The organism is Variovorax sp. R-27, from assembly GCF_049913215.1.
In the GTDB taxonomy this organism is placed as follows: domain Bacteria; phylum Pseudomonadota; class Gammaproteobacteria; order Burkholderiales; family Burkholderiaceae_C; genus Variovorax.
Window position 1 is genome coordinate 5,710,465 of sequence record NZ_CP183984.1, and the last position, 17,348, is coordinate 5,727,812.

Sequence of the window (17,348 nt, forward strand, 5' to 3'; positions counted from 1 at the left end):
CGGTAATCATAGACGTCCGTGCCTGCTCCCCGCGCCACACTCGCAGCAAAGACCAGCATCCCACAATAGCTGCTGGCATCCTCTTCTTTCACAGTGCTCCGACTTTTGTCGGCACAAAAATCAGGTTTAAGTAGAGTTCCTTCCGCTTGAGGCGAGATGTAAATGAATGTATTGTCGCGTTGACGGGCAAAGTCATCTCTATTGAACTACGTAAAAGGCACCACATGTCCACCATGCCAACGGTCCAGCAGTGGAAACTTTCCAGAGCTATCCCCTTGGAAGGACCTCCTCTTTCCCCTCCAGAGTGGGCTGTAATTGAATCACTCGATTTTCTGGTTGAACAGTTCAACTCGCTGCGCCATGCAGACATCGAAGATCAAAAACTTACAAAAGCGCTTGTGGCCTTACATATAACCTTCGCCACAAACTTTTGGCTTCGGAAACACTCCAAAACTTTCAAAACCGGGCCGACTGATTTCATTGGCCAGTTACGCATCTCACCAAGAGAATACTTGACGGATGCAATCATGACACTGCGCAAACAATCAATCGATAAATGGAATAGTTTTCTTAAAACTCCGATGAAAATTTCGGACGAAGATCTCGCAGACAACAACTATCTCTGGAGTCTCATCTATGAAGATGAATTAGCAATTGGCGTATCAAACAAGTCAGATAAAGGAGTTGATGACCAGGCGTACCTAGAAGGCATGCCAAAATTCTCAGAAAAGGCGACAAGGATCAAATACAAGGCGAGATTTCGACACGGCTTACTCTGGCGAAGCAAATCATTACTACCTCTCGACGAGCTTGAGTTTTCGCTTTACGACTCACATGCAAGTAATGAAGCAGAGGGGAATGACGGCTTGGTCCACTATGCAATGGACATGAGAGGACGCATTTACATCGGATACCGGAAGGACGTGACGTTTTTTCATAGCGCCTTCGCAGAAAAAGACTATGTTCTGTGCGCCGGCAAGATGGAAGTCAAAAATGGCCAAATCAGCTTTATCAACAATGCAAGCGGGCATTATTTTCCGCGAGGGAAAAATCTAGTCACGCTTCTGCATCGGCTGAGAGTATACGGCGTCAATCTGGACAAGGTTGTAGTTGGCAACTGGGTTGGGGAAAAAACATATATGGCTAAAAAATTTCTCGAAAATCGAGGCTTCCCCGGAGAAAAAATGATTTAGAAACGCAGGCAAAAGCGTGTCCAAAGAGGAGATCAACATGCCTGTAGAAATCAACGACGGAAACTGCGCTGCAATGACAAGCAGACATCACGTGCCATGCCGCGCGGAAGCGGCCGAAGTGCACACGTCGAGCGCCGCGTTCAGCTCCAGCTCGTAACCCTCGCGCAGCTCAATCTCGGCCATCGCCGCCGCTGCGAAACGGTCAAGATCGACACTAGGCGCAAGCGCCTCGGTTGGCATGGCCGGCCGCGCTGGCCGCTGCACGCGGCACTCAACGGGAATCGGCGTCTTCACCTGCTGGAGCGGCGCCACTCCGCAACCGGCAAGCGCCGCGCCAAGGCCCGCAGCGCCCCACAGACGCGCCCAAAGCATCATTGCCCTGCCCTCCCCTCAACCATCCATCAATCCGCGCCTGTGCGCTCGCACAGGCGTCACCGGGCACGGCCGCCGGCGTCGCGAGGATCGTATGCGCTCGAGCCTCATGGCCTAGCGCCATAGAACGCGCTGCAGCCTGCGCCTTCTTCGCCTCGGCCGCGCGCTTGTCGGCCAGTTGGCGAAGGTCTTCCGTCGCATCGCTGCAGGCGGATGCCGCCGCCCGCGCATCGTCGCGCTGCAGCACTGAGGTGGCCGCCTTCTCGCGCGCGCCGATCCACGCCCAGCCGAGCGCGGCGTTGCCGGCCACGCGCAGCCCGAGCGCCATCAACAGAGCTTGCATCGGGCTCATTTGGTCAGCGCCCTGTAGGCCCGGGCCGTGGCCGCCTTGCGCTCGGCCAGCTTCAGCCGTGCCTTGCCGTTGATGCGGCCGGTGATGTCGTAGACAGCGTGCCCACGTCGGCATTGGCGAGCCGATCGATGCGGGCCGCATGGGAGCGGCGGACCTGTATCTTCTTGGTCGCGAATTTGCCGCCGAAGACGCGGCGCAGGAAGGCGAGCGTCTTCATTGGCCAAACCTCACCATGATGCGACCCGACACGCCGCGCGGCCCGCTCTTGCCCCCTTCTGCCGCGACCTCGCGCTGATACTTCGTGCGCAGGGCGTGCAGCTCGGTGAGCGGGATGTACTTCAGGCGTCGGCCGTTGATTTCATATTCGGCTGTCGCACTGGTGGCCCTGCCTTCAAGAACCGCCTCGATGGCTTCCAGCGTGCGCCGCGCGTGCGAGCGGATATCTGCCGCCGCACCGAATGAAGGTGTGACTGTCAGTCGGCCGGTGGCGACTGTGTAGACCTCATCGGCGTTGGTGGCGCGGGCTCTCCAGTCATAGGAGCCAGGCGCATAGGTCTGCGTGGTCTGCGCAGACACGACGACGCGATGTGCGTTGCCGTCAGCCGTTGCGGCGATTTCGTCGCGGTGCTGCGCGTTGAGCAGTTCGTAGCTCAGTGCCCAGCCGCCAGAAGGCGGATAGTCAGCAAGCGTTCGGGCCCACTTGACGGTATCGCCGGGAATGATGGAGATGGGTTCGGTGTTGGAAGTGTCGATAGCCACGGTCGGACCTTTGGTCGGTATCGCCCGCACTATCGGATCGGCAATCTGACATGGGCAAGGCGACCGATGTCATCTGCCACTTGCGAACCTCTTCCCCTGCGTGAACATGCCTTGCTATATCTGAATCTGGCACGGCCTGCATGCCCAGAAAGCGTGAAGCCATCGCCTCCCTAAACTGATATACATAAAGATACTTTGACCTTACGCGCAGACTCAAATGATTATTACCGCCACAGCTATTGCATCAACAGCCAAGCTCCTTCAACCGGTGATAAACGACCTTTATTCGGGAGCAAAGAAGGCAGGCATTCGTGGACTGCAACGCTGGGATCAGCAGAAATTCCCGCAGAAACTTGCTAAACGACTTCGCAGTTTAGAGCAAGTCAAAACACTATGGAAACCAGACGGCGGAGTTTCACTTCTGGATTTTTATCATCCACCGAAACTCGCGTTGAAGGATAGACCGCAGTTAGTTCATCGACTTGCGGAGATAGGCATTGAAAATCTCGTTATTCAGGGAATGGTTGGCCAGGGCAAATCCATTCTGCTTCGCAGCCTCGCGGTCAACGAAATTCTTAGCAATTCAATGACGCGACTTCCAGTCTTTTTTGAGTTGAGAACCCTAAGCCCCAAACTGAGCTTCACAGATGCTTTATACAAGCAGCTTGAAGCACTCGATATCGATGTCGATGAAGATTCGCTGAGCTATCTTTTTAGATCTAACAAGATCTCCCTACTTCTAGATGGTTTTGATGAGATCGAAGAGTCATTGGTGAAGGACACGCTTAGAGAAATCGAGCTATTGGCACAGAAGTATCCGGAGCTGCAGGTAATAATTACCAGCCGACAAGGCCATGAGGTACAAAAAAGCCCAACATTTCGGGTTATTAACATTGCCCCGTTAACACAGGCTGAATTCGCCGCATTTCTTGATCGACTGAAGGTGAGCACGGAAAAATCTCAAGCCATCCGCCAAGCAATAAAAACCAGTCCAAGCAAAGTTGCAAATCTTATAAGTACACCTCTAATGCTTACATTAGTGGTTATTGTTTATGAATCCGACTCAGAAATTCCCGAGACGCTTCCAGAATTCTTTGAGCGACTTTTTCAAATAGTCTTCACTCGACATGACAGGATGAAAGCGTCCTTTCATCGGAAGCATTACAGCGGATTATCTGAGCGTAGATTGCAAGAGCTTTTTTCCTCGTTTTGCTTTATGACAATGCAGCTTGGACACAAGCGCAGCCTCAGCACTCAGCAATTCAATGAAGCTTTCGATATGGCATTGAGCTACACTGAAGATTGCGAATGCGAAGCTGATAGTTTTCGAAAGGACATCACGAAAGTGGCTTGCCTGATGCTGGAAGAAGGACTAGGAGATACAACATTTCTCCACAAAAGCATCCTTGAATATTACGCCGCCTCTTTTGTTAAATCTCTTTCCGAGGATAACGCCAAGCGCTTCTATGACGAAGCGGCACAAGACAATGTGAACTGGGAAGAAGTTCTCACCTTTTTGAAGTCAATCGACCCCTTCCGATATAGCAGAGACTTTATTCTCCCGGCAGTTCAGCACCATCGACAACATATCATTGAACCTCTTCTAGAGGCAAAAGACGATGCAGCCTTCATAAGTATCATGTTGAAGGTATATCCCGGATTTAGCGTTCACTATACGCGTCAAGCAGAGCCACCGAGCATGCTCGTGGCCGGTTTTGGTCGCTCGGGAAAGAGTTTTGCATCCAACGTCGGGAATTTTGATCATCTAGTTATGAACGCTTTGCAAGAGACGCTGCCCAGCTTGAGCATTGAAGAGTTTATTGAGCAATTTGGTCCGATGGACATGGATTCAACCATATTATCTAAGGGTATCCAATATTCACTTCTAGCAACCAAATACGGAACCAAAACCGTTCGGGGTGCGGTTGAAATTTTCGCCGCCAGGCTTGATCTATTAGCCAAAGCAGCCTCAAAGGTGGTTGAGGCGCAAGAAAAGAAGAAACTGATATTTGAAAAGAAGGCTGCAACGTAAGCCGCCAATTACCGACCGAATGCAGACAACTACCCGGTAGCGGCCCTTTGAACCTGTAGATTTACTTTGAGGGGGCCTTGATGATGCGCAATACCTGCCGCTCGGAAAGCTCATATCGCCGCGAAAGCAGCTTGACCCGTTCACCGCTCAAGTAGTCTCGGAAGATCCGGCTATTGCGGGTGCTGTGGCCCTCGCCGCGGCGCTTCGCGATGAACACGCGGTCACCGCCCCAATCGGCGCGAACGCCGGCCTCAACGCTCTTCACAAGTTCGGACGTTAGCTCGCCCTTTGCGGCGGCGAGTGCCTCCTGCACTCGGCCGAGGATGTCGAGAACAATGTCGTTTCGGTTCGTGTTGTTCGCCAACTCTTGGCACCAGTCGGCGAGACATAGAGATAAAGGCCATGCGCATCGGCCAGTTTGTAGGCCTTCTCACGCGGCTTGGCAGCGTCAATAGCTTTAACAGTGAGGGTCATGGTATCGGCTCGAAAATACCATGACTGATGCCACGATTGGTGCTTGGCTGGAGACGGTTGGCGGAAGGCTCCGCCGGACTCAAAAGGACGCATCCCCCAATGAAAAAGTCCCGTCGCAGGGACTGCGCGGGACTTTCAGAAACTGCCAAAGATCAATCTTGGCGGAGAGTGTGAGATTCGAACTCACGGACGATTTCTCGTCGGCAGTTTTCAAGACTGCTGGTTTAAACCACTCACCCAACTCTCCGGAACTGCCGATTTTATGCCGACGGCGCCGCCCTACTCTTCGTCGGGCAGGAACATCGCCTGCAGATCGCTCAGAAAATCCAGCCCGCGCTCGGTCGGCCACACGCGGAACAGGTCGCGTGCCACGAGCCCCTTGCGCTCCGCTTCTTCCAAACCGCGCTGGATCGACGTCATCGCCAGCCCCGTGCGTTCGCTGAATTGCGGCAGCGTGAAGCCGGTCTTCAGCCTCAGTGCATTGAGCATGAACTCGAACGGCAGATCGGCCAGTGCCACTTCGTCGCTCTGCGACACCGCGGCGCCCGCGCGCGCGTTCTCCATGTACAGGCGCGGCTCGCGAAAGCGCACCTGCCGCACGATACGGTGCGCAAAGCTCAACTTGCTGTGCGCGCCGGCCCCAATACCGAGATAGTCGCCGAACTGCCAGTAGTTGAGGTTGTGCGCGCATTGGTGCCCCTCGCGCGCATAGGCCGACACCTCGTAGCGCGACATGCCGCTGGCGCTGGTGCGCTCGGTGATGCGGTCGAGCATGGCGTAGGCGATGTCGTCTTCGGGCAGCGTGGGCGGGAACTTGGCGAACCAGGTGTTGGGCTCGATGGTCAGGTGGTACACCGAGATGTGCGGCGGCGCGAGCGCCAGTGCCTGCGAGAGGTCGGCGTCGAGGCCTTCCAGGGTCTGGCCCGGCAGCGCGTACATCAGGTCGAGGTTGAAGGTGTCGAAGGTACTCGCGGCCTCTTCCAGGGCTGCGATGGCCTGCGCACGGTCGTGCACGCGGCCCAGCGCCTTCAGGTGCTCGTCGTTGAAGCTCTGCACGCCCACCGAAAGGCGCGTGACGCCAGCCGAGCGGTACGCGCGGAAGCGGTTGCGCTCGAAGGTGCCGGGGTTGGCTTCGAGCGTGATCTCGCAGTCGGGCGTGAGCTTGAGGCGCGCACGCACGTCGCCCAGCAAGCGGTCGATGGCTTGCGGCGAAAACAGGCTGGGCGTGCCGCCGCCGATGAAGATGGTGTGGACCGTGCGGCCCCAGATGAGCGGCAGTGCGGCGTCGAGATCGGCTACCAGCGCGTCGATGTACGCCGCTTCGGGAATGCCGTCGATCTCGGTCTCGCTCGTGGCGCGCCATTCGTGCGAGTTGAAGTCGCAGTACGGGCACTTGCGCAGGCACCACGGCAGGTGGATGTAGAGCGACAGCGGCGGCAGCGCGCTGAGCTGCAGCGGACCGGGCCGCATCCAGTGCAGCACGTCGTTGGCCTGCGGCGCGCCCGTGGGCTGCGCCGGCAGGATCGGGAAGGTGGTGGCCATTACAGCCAACGCTCGCGCATCAACGCCAGCATGGCCTGCGCCGCGCGACCGCGGTGGCTGTTGGCGTTCTTCACTTCTGGCGGCAGCTGGGCAAAAGTCTTGCCGAAGGCCGGCAGGAACATGACGGGGTCGAAGCCGAAGCCGTTGTCGCCAACGGGCGCGGGCGCGATCTCGCCCACCACGCGGCCGACGGCGATGAGCGGCTCGGGGTCGTCATGGCTGCGCAGCGCGACCAGCGTGCTCACGAGCGCGGCGCGGCGGTTGGCCACGCCGTCGAGCTGTTCGAGCAGCGCCTTCACGTTGTTGGCGTCGCCCTTGGTGTAGCCGAACTGCGTGGCGTAGAAGGCGGTGTCGACGCCCGGCAGGCCGCCGAAGGCATCGACGCACAGGCCCGCGTCGTCGGCCATGGCCGGCAGGCCGGTGGCGGCGCTGGCATGGCGCGCCTTGGTCAGCGCGTTCTCGACGAAGGTGCGGAAGGGTTCTTCAGCCTCGCTCACGCCCAGCGCCGACTGAGGCACCAGGGTGACGGCCAGTTCGGCAAACAGTTGCTGGAGTTCAGCGAGCTTGCCTGCGTTGTTGGAAGCCAGAACCAGTTTCATAAAAAGTCAAAAGTGGCTGTGACGCCCGATTGACGAGCGCCAGTAGCTGTTGGTCAGTTCGATGGCAGCAGCGCCTGCTGCTGCAGGGTCACTAGCTCGCCGATGCCCTTCTCGGCCAGGCCGAGCAGGATGTTCATTTCGTCGCGCGTGAAGGCCACGCCTTCGGCCGTGCCCTGCACTTCGACGAAATGGCCGGCGCCGGTCATGACGACGTTCATGTCGGTGTCGCAGGCCGAGTCTTCGGTGTACTCGAGGTCGAGCAGCGGCGTGCCTTCGACGATGCCGACCGAGATGGCGGCCACGTGACCCTTGATGGGCGAGGCCTTGAGGGTGCCGGCGGCCAGCAGCTTGTTGACGGCGTCCTGCGCGGCGACAAAGGCGCCGGTGATGGCCGCGGTGCGCGTGCCGCCGTCTGCCTGCAGCACGTCGCAGTCAAGATGGATGGTGCGTTCGCCGAGGACGGCAAGGTCGAACACGGCGCGCATCGAGCGGCCGATGAGGCGCTGGATTTCCTGCGTGCGGCCGGTCTGCTTGCCCTTGGCTGCCTCGCGGCTGCTGCGGGTGTGCGTGGCGCGCGGCAGCATGCCGTATTCGGCGGTGACCCAGCCTTCGCCGCTGCCCTTCTTGTGCGGCGGCACCTTTTCTTCGACCGAAGCGGTGCACAGCACACGGGTCTGGCCGAACTCGATCAGCACCGAGCCTTCGGCGTGGATGGTGAAGCCGCGGGTGATGCGTACGGGGCGCAGCTGGTCGGCGGCGCGGCCGCCGCTCCGTGTGAAAGCAGTCATTTGTTTGAGAACCGGAAAGAAAAAGAAAAGCCGCGCGCGCTCAGGTCTTGCGTGCGGCGGAACGGCGAATGGCTTCGTTGATTTCGGCGATGGAGCGCTCGATGGCGTCTTCGTCGAGGTCGTCGATTTCGTTGTCCGACGGCATGCCGGCCTGGATGGTCGAGGCGAACACGCCGTCTTCGATGGTTTCGGTGGACACGCCGCTGCGATCGTCGCCCGTGCTGTCGGGCATTTCCCATTCGAGCGCGATCAGCGTGACGTTGTCGCTGTGGGCGCCGCCCTTGCGCAAGGCCATCTCGGCGAGATCGGGCGCGGCGTCGGACACGGGCTTGTCGGACGAGAGGGTGTGCACGATCAGTTCGTCGTCGAGCACGCCCCAGACGCCGTCGGAGCACAGCATGATGCGGTCGCCGCGCTGCAGCTGCAGCGGCGCCGAGACGTCGAACAGCGGCGTGGTCGGCGAGCCGAGGCAGGTCAGCAGCAGATTGCGGTTGACGGGCATGTCGGAGCCGTGCGGCTTGGGGCGTTCGGCATGCGAGTGGTCGCGCGTGCGCACCAGCAGGCGGCCGTCGCGCACGACGTACAGGCGCGAATCGCCGCAGTGCATCCAGGTGGCGGTCGTGCCCTGGAGCACGGCCGCGACGACGGTGGTGCGCGGCGTGTCGAGCATGGCCTTATGGCTCGCGTAACGCATGATCTGCTGATGCGCGGCCATGGCCGACTCGGCCAGGAAGGCCTTCGCGTCCTTCACGACCGGGCGCGCCTCGCGCTGGTAGAGCGCGGCAATGGTCTGCAGCGCCAGCTGCGCCGCAACCTCGCCTTCCGGGTGGCCGCCCATGCCGTCAGCCAGCACGAACAGGCTCGATTCCCGCGTGTAGCAATAGCCCATGCGGTCTTCGTTCTTGAGACGTCCGCCCTTGCGGCTGACCTGGAAGACGGAGAATTTCATGATGTCATGCAGGGCGCGTGGTGGGCGCAGCAGCCTTGGGCAGACTCTTCTTGTCGAAGGAGCGGATGTTGTCGATCGACAGGCGCACTTTCTCGCCCACCGTGAGCTTGGTGTAGCGGCGCTCGCCTTCGCGGCTGAGCTCCTTCTGCAGCGCGAAGACCGATTGCGGGCGCGACAGCGGGTCGAGCGACATGCACCACTCGACCACCTCGATCAGGTTGTCGGAGTACACGCCCCGCAGGCGCGACAGCGACAGGCTGAGCCGGTCTTTCTCGATGCGCCGCGGCGCGTCATTGGGCGGATAGCCCTGCATGCAGGCGTAGATGCAGGCGCCGATGGCGTAGATGTCGGTCCACGGGCCCATCGACGAATCGCGCCGGTACATCTCGGGGGCCGCGAAGCCGGGGGTGTACATCGGGCGGATGAAGATGCCTTCCTTGCTGAGCACTTCGCGCGCGGCGCCGAAGTCGATCAGCACGGCGCGGTCGTCGTCGGTGACGAAAATGTTGGCCGGCTTGATGTCCAGGTGCAGCATCTTGTACTGGTGGACGATGCGCAGGCCGCGCAGGATCTCGTCGAACAGCGAACGGATGGTCGACTCGCGAAACACCTTCTGCTTCTTCAGGTCGCGCGCCGTGACCACGAAATCCTGCAGGGTCGCGCCCTCCAGGTAGTTCATGACCATGTAGACGGTTTCGTTCTCGCGGAAGAAATTGAGCACGCTGACCACCGAGGCGTGCGAGATCTGCGCGAGCGAGCGGCCCTCTTCGAAGAAGCTCTTGAGCCCCAGCCGGTAGAGTGACAGCTTCTCCGGCGGCACCTGCGGCGCGAGCTCGCCCGGCCCCCGCGTGGCAAGCGAGGACGGCAGATATTCCTTGATGGCCACCTGCTGTCCGCTGGGGTCGATGGCGAGATAGACGACACCGAACCCACCTGCGGAAAGCCGGCGTACAACGCGGTAACCACCAATGACCGTATCGGGCAACAGGGGCGTAGGCTTGACCTTTGACATAATCCGGGAGTTTCGCCCGAAGGCGATGGTGCGGCAAGCGAACGCCGTGCCGACGCCTCGGTGCATGCAAGCAAAACCACAGTGAGGCGCAATGCCAGTTTACAGCATGACCGGCTACGCCAGCGGCCAGAACGGGTCCGCAGGCAGCCACTCCGAAGCCGAGGCACGGCCTGCCGCCGCGGGTCGGCTCGGGGTAGAAATCCGCTCGGTCAACAGCCGCTTCCTCGATCTCACCTTCAAGTTGCCGGAGGAACTGCGCCAGCATGAAACTGCGCTGCGCGAGCTGCTCACGGGCAAGCTCAAGCGCGGCAAGGTCGAAGTGCGGGCCGCCATCGAGAACACGGCCCAGGCCGGTGTGGTCGAGCCCTCCGTCAAGCTGCTCCAGCGGCTCAACGGGGTGCAGGACAGCATCAAGGCCTGGTTGCCCAGCGCCCGCGACCTGAGCGTAGCCGACGTGCTGCGCCTGGCCGGCGGCGACAGCGCCGCCCGCGGCGACTGGGGCCCCGACCTGCTCGACGTCGCCGGCAAGGCGCTCGAAGGCCTGATGTCGGCCCGCCAGCGCGAAGGCGCGCGGCTGGCCAAGATGCTCGAAGCCCATCTGGGCCAGTTGCGCACCCTGGTGCTGCAGGCGGGTCCGCTGGTGCCGCAGCTGGTCGAACAGCAGCGCACCCGCTTCCTGGAGCGCTGGCAGGAGGCCATGGGCCTGACCGCCGGCACGGGCGGCACGCTGCCCGAAGCCGCCCAGGACCGCGCGCTGACCGAAGCCACCGCCTTTGCGATCCGCATCGACGTGGCCGAGGAGCTCACCCGGCTGAACTCGCACCTCGACGAGATCGAGCGGCTGCTCAAGAAGGGCGGAGAAATCGGCAAGCGCCTCGACTTCCTGATCCAGGAGCTGCACCGCGAGGCCAACACCCTGGGCTCGAAGTCGGCGGCGCTGGAGCTCACGCGCATCGGCGTGGACATGAAGGTCCTGATCGAGCAGATGCGCGAGCAGGTGCAGAACATCGAATGACGACGAGCGAAAGAATGGATTACCCCGGCAATATCTTCGTGGTGGCCGCGCCCAGCGGGGCCGGCAAATCGAGCCTGGTCAAGGCGCTCATGGAGCTCGATTCGGCCGTGCAGCCCTCGGTCTCGCACACGACCCGGTCGCCGCGCGGGCAGGAAAAGCACGGCCGCGAGTACTTTTTTGCCTCGCCGACGGAGTTCGACGCCCTGATCGCGGCGGACGGCTTCGTGGAATGGGCCCATGTGCACGGGCACCGGTATGGCACCTCCAAGAGGGCCATCGAGGAGCGGATCGCCCAGGGGGCCGACGTCATCCTCGAAATCGACTTCCAGGGTGCACTGCAGATCCGCAAGACCTTCGCCAACGCGGTCATGATCTTCATCCTGCCGCCCAGCTGGGAAGAATTGCGCTCCCGCCTCGAACGGCGCGGCGAAGACAGCGCCTCGGTCATCGAATTGCGCCTGAAGAACGCCGCCGAAGAGATGGCCCGGGCGGGGGAATTCGACTTCGTTATAATCAACGAGTTATTTGAGCGCGCGCTTTTCGATCTCAAGGCGATCGTCCACGCTCAGCGGCTCCGGTATTCCGCACAGCGCCGTGCACGTGCCGACACATTCGCCGCACTGAACATCCCCTGATATCCGAGTTCATCCGCTCACAGACAGAAAGATTCTCATCATGGCCCGCATCACCGTCGAAGACTGTCTCGTCAATATTCCGAACCGTTTCCAGCTCGTCCTGGCCGCCACGTACCGTGCGCGCATGCTGAGCCAGGGCCATGCCCCCAAGATCGAGAGCAAGAACAAGCCCGCCGTGACCGCCCTGCGCGAAATCGCCGAAGGCAAGATCGGCCTCGAAATGCTCAAGAAGGTGCCGGGCTGATCTGACGCAGCCCTGCAACGAAAAGGCACCGCAAAGCGGTGCTTTTTTTATGCCTGAACGCGTCCATACAGCGGTCACGCTAAAGTGGTAGCCATGAGCGCGGTAGCCAAATCTCAGTCCCATGCCCCCAAGGGCACGCCGAAGCCGAGTCCGGCTGCGCTGAACGCGGCCGCCGCAAGCTTTGCCGCACTGACCGCGCGCCTCGACTACCTGAGCCCCGAAGACACCGAGCTGGTCCGCCGAGCCTACCGCTTCGCCGACGAGGCCCACCTCGGACAGCTGCGCAACAGCGGCGAGCCGTACATCACCCACCCCATCGCCGTGGCGGCGCAATGCGCCGAGTGGAAGCTCGATGCTCAGGCGCTGATGGCGGCCCTGCTCCACGACGCCATCGAAGACTGCGGCGTCACCAAGCCCGAACTCATCGAGCGCTTTGGCGCCCCGGTGGCCGAACTGGTCGACGGGCTGACCAAGCTCGACAAGCTGCAGTTCAACACCCGCGAAGAAAACCAGGCCGAGTCGTTCCGCAAGATGCTACTGGCCATGGCGCGCGACGTGCGCGTGATCCTGGTCAAGCTGGCGGACCGCACGCACAACATGCGCACGCTGGCCGATGCGCCGCGCGAGAAGTGGGGTCGCATCTCGCGCGAAACGCTGGAGATCTACGCGCCCATCGCGCATCGCCTCGGGCTGAACCAGACTTACCGCGAGCTGCAGGAGCTGTCGTTCCGGCATCTGAAACCTTGGCGCTATGCCACGCTGTCGAAAGCCGTGGCCAAGGCGCGGGGCCGACGCCGCGACCTGATCCAGAAGGTGCAGCGCGAGGTCGAAACCGCCTTTGCCGCAGCAAACATGACGCTGCGCATCGCGGGGCGCGAGAAAACGCTCTATTCGATCTATCGCAAGATGGAAGAAAAGCACCTGAGCTTCGCCCAGGTGACCGACATCTACGGCTTCCGCCTGATCGTGCCGAACGTGATCGCCTGCTACACCGGCCTGGGCATCCTGCACCAGATGTACAAGCCCCTGCCGGGCAAGTTCAAGGACCACATCGCGATCGCCAAGCTCAACGGCTACCAGTCGCTGCACACCACGCTCGTCGGCCCGGCCGGCGTGAGCGTCGAGTTCCAGCTTCGGACCGAGGCGATGCACGTGGTGGCCGAGTCAGGCGTGGCTGCACACTGGCTGTACAAGGCCGCTGAACCAAACGCGGCCAGCAACGACCGGCTGGGCACCAAGTGGCTGCAGTCGCTGCTCGACATCCAGGACGAAACACGCGACGCCGCCGAGTTCTGGGACCACGTCAAGGTCGACCTGTTTCCGGACGCGGTGTATGTGTTCACGCCCAAGAGCCAGATCATGGCGCTGCCCCGCGGCGCCACGGTGGTCGACTTTGCCTATGCCATCCACAGCAACATCGGCGACCACACTTCGGCCGCGCGCATCAACGGCGACCAGGTGCCGCTGCGCACCGAGCTCAAGAACGGCGACGTGGTCGAGGTGATCACAGCGCCGGTGTCGACGCCCAACCCGGCCTGGCTGGGCTTCGTGCGAACCGGCCGGGCGCGCTCCAAGATCCGCCACTATCTGAAGACCCTGGCGCACGCCGAGTCGGAAGGCCTTGGCGAAAAGCTGCTCGCGCAGGCGCTGCGCGCCGAAGGCCTGAGCAAGCTGCCCGAGGAAGACGAGGAACACCAGGCGCTGTGGGAAAAGCTGCTGCGCTTCACCGGCAACCGCACCCGCTCCGAACTGCTGACCGACATTGGCCTGGGCAAGCGCATTGCCAGCATCGTCGCGAAGCGGCTGGTGGCAATGCTCTCCGAACTGGGCGAACGACCTGACGCACTACTGCTGAGCCGCGAGCGCTTCATCTCGCATGAGACCGTGTCGCAGGGGGCGGTCACGCTGGATGGAAGCGAAAACTCGTCGGTGCGCTTTGCGCTGTGCTGCAGGCCGATTCCGGGCGACCAGATCGTCGGCTACCTCGGCCATGGCGAAGGTCTGGTGGTGCACACGGAAGACTGCGGTGTCGGCCAGCGGCTGCGCCATAAAGACAGCGAACGCTTCTTCGCCGTCGAATGGGCAGATGAACCCACACGAGCCTTCGAGACCGGCGTGGTCATCACCGTGCGCAACGACAAGGGCGTGCTGGCGCGGGTCGCAGCCACGCTGGCCGATGCGGAAGCAGACATCACCCACGTGGAAATGGCCGACGAGACCCCGCAGGATTCGACCGACCTGCGCTTCGTGATCGCCGTGCGCGACCGCACGCATCTGGATGCCGTGTTGCGCGCCGCCCGGCGTACCGCGTCGGTGCTGACCGCGTCAAGGACGGTTCCCGCCCCCTGAGGCGCCGTTACGCCGCGGTTGGGCGCGGCGCCGGATAGCTCACGGACAGAATCTCGACCTCGTGCGCCCCGCCCGGCGTGACGAGCTTCACCACGTCGCCTTCGCGCGACTTGAGCAGCGCCCGCGCAATCGGCGAAATCCAGCTGACCTGCGACTTCGCACTCTCCGCTTCGTCGATGCCTAGGATCGTGACGCTGCGCTCGTCGCCGGTCTCGTCGATATAGCGAACGGTGGCGCCGAAGAAGATCTGATCGCGACCGTGGTGCACCGAAGGATCGGTGACCTCCGCGATTTCGAGGCGCTTGGTGAGAAAACGGATGCGGCGATCGATCTCGCGCAGGCGCTTCTTGCCGTAGAGATAGTCGCCATTCTCGGAGCGGTCACCGTTCTTGGCCGCCCAATGCACGGTTTCGACGATCTTCGGCCGCTCCTCGTCCATCAGCTGCAGCAACTCGTCGCGCAGGCGCGCGTAGCCTTCGGGGGTGATGTAGTTCTTGCTGCCTGCGGGCAGCGGAGGCAAAGCGCCATCAGCGCCGTCGTCATCCCCGTCAGAGTCTGTTTCCTTGGTGAATGCCTTGCTCAAAGCAGAATCCTCCAAATGAAAAAAGCCCGCAACTTTCGTTGCGAGCTTTTCTTGTAATGGTGCGGCTGGCAGGAATTGAACCCACGACCCCTTGGTTCGTAGCCAAGTACTCTATCCAACTGAGCTACAGCCGCACAGCTTGCAATTATAGCCCGCTTTCTTCGACCCTTTTTGCATTTGCCCGGCCGAATCCACGCGAAGGCACAAAAGAAAAATGCCCGGAAGATGAATCTTCCGGGCATTTCTGGAGATGGTGCGGCTGGCAGGAATTGAACCCACGACCCCTTGGTTCGTAGCCAAGTACTCTATCCAACTGAGCTACAGCCGCTGAGCCTTCGATTATAGCCTGTTCTGAGGCTCGTTCCGAAAACGGGCAAAAACAAGAAGCAGTGGTAGGCCGTGATGGGCTTGAACCATCGACCAACGGATTATGAGTCCGCTGCTCTAACCAACTGAGCTAACGGCCCACGCGGCACGATTCTATTCGCGCTGCGGCGCCTACTTGCGATGGCTCAGCGCATTGCTCACCAGGCGCGACGTGATGTCGACGATCTGGATCATGCGCTCGTAGGGCATGCGCGTCGGCCCGATCACGCCCAGCGTACCCACGACCTGTCCATCGACCTCGTAGTTGGCGCTGACGATGGAGAGTTCTTCGAAGGGCACCACCTGGCTTTCGCCGCCAATGAAGATGCGCACCCCTTCGGCCTTGCTCGACACGTCGAGCAGGCGCATCAATTGGGCCTTCTGCTCGAAGAGTTCGAAGGCTCGGCGCAATTGCCCCATGTCACTGGAGAAATCACTCACCGCCAGCAGGTTGCGCTCGCCCGAGATCACGACGTCGTCTTCCTGCGCCTCGTTCAGCACTTCGGAGCTGACCTGCACCGCGGCCTGCATCAGCGCAGCGATCTCGCCACGCAGCTTTTCGACCTCGGACTGGAGACGATCGCGCACCTGCTCGATAGTCAGGCCCGCATAGTGCGCGTTGATGTAGTTCGAGGCCTCGACCAGCTGCGATTGCGAATAGTCGGCCTCCGGAAAGATCACCCGGTTCTGCACGTCGCCATCGGGCGAGACGATGATCACCAGCAGGCGCCGGTCGGAGAGCTTCAGGAATTCGATCTGCTTGAACACCGAAGCGCGCCGCGGCGCCATCACCACGCCAACGAACTGCGACAGGTTCGACAGCAGGTGCGCCGCATTGGCGATCACTTTCTGCGGCTGGTCGGGCGCGAGGCTCGGCGTGCTCATCTGTTCGCGCTGCGCGGTCAGCATGGTGTCGACGAAGAGTCGATAGCCACGGTGCGTCGGAATGCGGCCGGCCGAGGTGTGCGGGCTGGCAATCAGCCCCAGCGCCTCGAGGTCGGACATGACGTTGCGGATGGTCGCCGGCGACAGATCGAGCCCCGAGGAACGCGACAGCGTGCGCGAGCCGACGGGTTGCCCGTCGGCGATGTAGCGCTCGACGAGCGTCTTGAGCAGCAACTTGGCACGGTCGTCCAGCATTGCAAGATTTTAGTGTTGTAATTTGTGAGATATGACCTCTCGCTTTCGTCACGTCGCCCTGATCGGCAAATACCAGGCTTCCGGCGCCCGGGCGCAGGCGGACTCGCGCGACGGCGTCATGGAAGGCATTGGCGCCTTCCTCGAATCGCAAGGCTGCACGGTGTTCGTCGAGCGCTCGACCTGCGAGGAAGACGATGACGGCGCCCCTGCCCATCCACGCTACGAAGCCCTGAGCGTCGAGGAAATCGGCCAGCGCTGCGACCTCGGCCTGGTGGTCGGCGGCGACGGCACCATGCTCGGCATCGGCCGGCAGCTCGCCAGCTATGGCATCCCGCTGATCGGCATCAACCGCGGCCGGCTCGGCTTCATCACCGACATCCCGCTCGACAACTACCAGGCCACGCTGATCCCGATGCTGGCCGGCGAGTACGAGGAAGACCACCGCAGCCTGATGCATGCGCAGGTCGTGCGCGATGGCGCCTCGGTGTTCGACGCGCTCGCCATGAACGACGTGGTCGTCAACCGCGGCGCCACCTCCGGCATGGTCGAGTTGCGCGTATCGGTGGGCCGCCATTTCGTGGCCAATCAGCGCGCCGACGGCCTGATCATCGCCACGCCCACAGGCTCGACGGCCTACGCACTGTCGGCCGGTGGGCCGCTGCTGCATCCGGCCGTGCCGGGCTGGGTGCTGGTGCCGATCGCACCGCACACGCTGTCGAATCGTCCCGTGCTGCTGCCCGACGCCGACGAGATCGTGATCGAGCTGGTAGGCGGGCGCGATGCCAGCGCCAATTTCGACATGCAGTCGCTGGCCTCGCTCGCAATCGGCGACCGCGTGGTGGTGCGCCGCTCCGATTTCCGCGTGCGCTTTTTGCACCCGCGCGGCTGGAGCTATTTCGACACCTTGCGCAAGAAACTTCACTGGAACGAAGGGGGCTCCTGAA

19 protein-coding genes and 4 tRNA genes are annotated in these 17,348 nt (G+C 61.4%); 7 read left to right on the plus strand and 16 right to left on the minus strand.

Annotated elements, in window-relative coordinates:
* Positions 1–224: 224 nt before the first annotated feature.
* Positions 225–1,193: a hypothetical protein gene (locus ACN9MV_RS26765; RefSeq protein WP_426390250.1), complete on the plus strand. Its 969-nt coding sequence runs from the start codon at positions 225–227 to the stop codon at positions 1,191–1,193.
* A 271-nt stretch (positions 1,194–1,464) separates the two neighbouring features.
* On the opposite strand, the gene ACN9MV_RS26770 is transcribed toward ACN9MV_RS26765, so the two are convergent.
* The 3 genes from ACN9MV_RS26770 to ACN9MV_RS26780 form a co-directional block, all read right to left on the minus strand.
* Entirely contained in the window at positions 1,465–1,908 is a 444-nt protein-coding gene (locus tag ACN9MV_RS26770) for a hypothetical protein (RefSeq protein ID WP_426390252.1), read from the minus strand.
* A gap of 61 nt (positions 1,909–1,969) precedes the next feature.
* Complete coding sequence (locus ACN9MV_RS26775; protein ID WP_426390254.1) at positions 1,970–2,134, minus strand: hypothetical protein; 165 nt, start codon at positions 2,132–2,134, stop codon at positions 1,970–1,972.
* On the minus strand, positions 2,131–2,676 hold the full coding sequence (locus ACN9MV_RS26780) for a hypothetical protein (RefSeq protein ID WP_426390256.1): 546 nt from the start codon (positions 2,674–2,676) through the stop codon (positions 2,131–2,133). The genes ACN9MV_RS26775 and ACN9MV_RS26780 overlap by 4 nt, the downstream gene beginning before the upstream one ends.
* Positions 2,677–2,893: 217 nt before the next feature.
* Between ACN9MV_RS26780 and ACN9MV_RS26785 the strand changes: the two genes are divergently transcribed.
* Positions 2,894–4,708, plus strand: coding sequence for an NACHT domain-containing protein (locus tag ACN9MV_RS26785; RefSeq protein WP_426390258.1), 1,815 nt, complete (start codon positions 2,894–2,896; stop codon positions 4,706–4,708).
* A gap of 61 nt (positions 4,709–4,769) precedes the next feature.
* On the opposite strand, the gene ACN9MV_RS26790 is transcribed toward ACN9MV_RS26785, so the two are convergent.
* The 8 genes from ACN9MV_RS26790 to ACN9MV_RS26825 all read right to left on the minus strand — a co-directional run bounded on the left by ACN9MV_RS26790 (position 4,770) and on the right by ACN9MV_RS26825 (position 10,072).
* The gene (locus ACN9MV_RS26790; protein ID WP_426390260.1) at positions 4,770–5,072 is read right to left on the minus strand and encodes a Mor transcription activator family protein; all 303 of its coding nucleotides are present in this window, start codon (positions 5,070–5,072) and stop codon (positions 4,770–4,772) included.
* Positions 4,985–5,275 (minus strand): Arm DNA-binding domain-containing protein, encoded by a 291-nt coding sequence (locus ACN9MV_RS26795; RefSeq protein WP_426390261.1) that lies wholly within the window; start codon positions 5,273–5,275, stop codon positions 4,985–4,987. The genes ACN9MV_RS26790 and ACN9MV_RS26795 overlap by 88 nt, the downstream gene beginning before the upstream one ends.
* A 66-nt stretch (positions 5,276–5,341) precedes the next feature.
* Positions 5,342–5,429 (minus strand) — tRNA-Ser (locus ACN9MV_RS26800).
* Between the two features lie 32 nt (positions 5,430–5,461).
* Positions 5,462–6,724: a radical SAM family heme chaperone HemW gene (hemW, locus tag ACN9MV_RS26805; protein ID WP_426390262.1), complete on the minus strand. Its 1,263-nt coding sequence runs from the start codon at positions 6,722–6,724 to the stop codon at positions 5,462–5,464.
* The gene (locus ACN9MV_RS26810) at positions 6,724–7,323 is read right to left on the minus strand and encodes a non-canonical purine NTP pyrophosphatase (protein WP_093081840.1); all 600 of its coding nucleotides are present in this window, start codon (positions 7,321–7,323) and stop codon (positions 6,724–6,726) included. Before ACN9MV_RS26810 ends, hemW begins: the two co-directional genes overlap by 1 nt.
* Before the next feature lie 53 nt (positions 7,324–7,376).
* Positions 7,377–8,111 carry a ribonuclease PH gene (gene rph, locus ACN9MV_RS26815; RefSeq protein ID WP_093059683.1) on the minus strand — a complete coding sequence of 245 codons (735 nt, stop codon included), beginning with the start codon at positions 8,109–8,111 and terminating at the stop codon, positions 7,377–7,379.
* A gap of 40 nt (positions 8,112–8,151) precedes the next feature.
* Positions 8,152–9,060: a PP2C family protein-serine/threonine phosphatase gene (locus ACN9MV_RS26820; RefSeq protein WP_093059685.1), complete on the minus strand. Its 909-nt coding sequence runs from the start codon at positions 9,058–9,060 to the stop codon at positions 8,152–8,154.
* A gap of 4 nt (positions 9,061–9,064) precedes the next feature.
* The gene (locus tag ACN9MV_RS26825; protein WP_042673779.1) at positions 9,065–10,072 is read right to left on the minus strand and encodes a serine/threonine protein kinase; all 1,008 of its coding nucleotides are present in this window, start codon (positions 10,070–10,072) and stop codon (positions 9,065–9,067) included.
* Between the two features lie 91 nt (positions 10,073–10,163).
* Between ACN9MV_RS26825 and ACN9MV_RS26830 the strand changes: the two genes are divergently transcribed.
* From ACN9MV_RS26830 to ACN9MV_RS26845, 4 genes are all read left to right on the plus strand, one after another.
* Positions 10,164–11,087: a YicC/YloC family endoribonuclease gene (locus ACN9MV_RS26830; RefSeq protein WP_093059687.1), complete on the plus strand. Its 924-nt coding sequence runs from the start codon at positions 10,164–10,166 to the stop codon at positions 11,085–11,087.
* Between the two features lie 14 nt (positions 11,088–11,101).
* Complete coding sequence (gene gmk, locus ACN9MV_RS26835) at positions 11,102–11,722, plus strand: guanylate kinase (RefSeq protein WP_093059689.1); 621 nt, start codon at positions 11,102–11,104, stop codon at positions 11,720–11,722.
* Between the two features lie 40 nt (positions 11,723–11,762).
* The gene (gene rpoZ / locus ACN9MV_RS26840) at positions 11,763–11,966 is read left to right on the plus strand and encodes a DNA-directed RNA polymerase subunit omega (RefSeq protein WP_007835875.1); all 204 of its coding nucleotides are present in this window, start codon (positions 11,763–11,765) and stop codon (positions 11,964–11,966) included.
* 93 nt (positions 11,967–12,059) lie between these two features.
* On the plus strand, positions 12,060–14,315 hold the full coding sequence (locus tag ACN9MV_RS26845; RefSeq protein ID WP_093081838.1) for a RelA/SpoT family protein: 2,256 nt from the start codon (positions 12,060–12,062) through the stop codon (positions 14,313–14,315).
* A 7-nt stretch (positions 14,316–14,322) separates the two neighbouring features.
* Here ACN9MV_RS26845 and greB read toward each other — a convergent pair whose 3' ends face one another.
* From greB to hrcA, 5 genes are all read right to left on the minus strand, one after another.
* Entirely contained in the window at positions 14,323–14,898 is a 576-nt protein-coding gene (greB, locus tag ACN9MV_RS26850; protein WP_426390267.1) for a transcription elongation factor GreB, read from the minus strand.
* Between the two features lie 57 nt (positions 14,899–14,955).
* Positions 14,956–15,032 (minus strand) — tRNA-Arg (locus tag ACN9MV_RS26855).
* A 117-nt stretch (positions 15,033–15,149) separates the two neighbouring features.
* Positions 15,150–15,226 (minus strand) — tRNA-Arg (locus ACN9MV_RS26860).
* A gap of 62 nt (positions 15,227–15,288) precedes the next feature.
* Positions 15,289–15,365: transfer RNA gene (locus ACN9MV_RS26865), tRNA-Ile, on the minus strand.
* A 31-nt stretch (positions 15,366–15,396) separates the two neighbouring features.
* Positions 15,397–16,404, minus strand: coding sequence for a heat-inducible transcriptional repressor HrcA (hrcA, locus tag ACN9MV_RS26870; protein WP_093059694.1), 1,008 nt, complete (start codon positions 16,402–16,404; stop codon positions 15,397–15,399).
* Between the two features lie 31 nt (positions 16,405–16,435).
* On the opposite strand from hrcA, the gene ACN9MV_RS26875 reads away from it, so the two are divergent.
* Positions 16,436–17,347 (plus strand): NAD kinase, encoded by a 912-nt coding sequence (locus ACN9MV_RS26875; protein WP_093059696.1) that lies wholly within the window; start codon positions 16,436–16,438, stop codon positions 17,345–17,347.
* Position 17,348 lies beyond the last annotated feature (1 nt).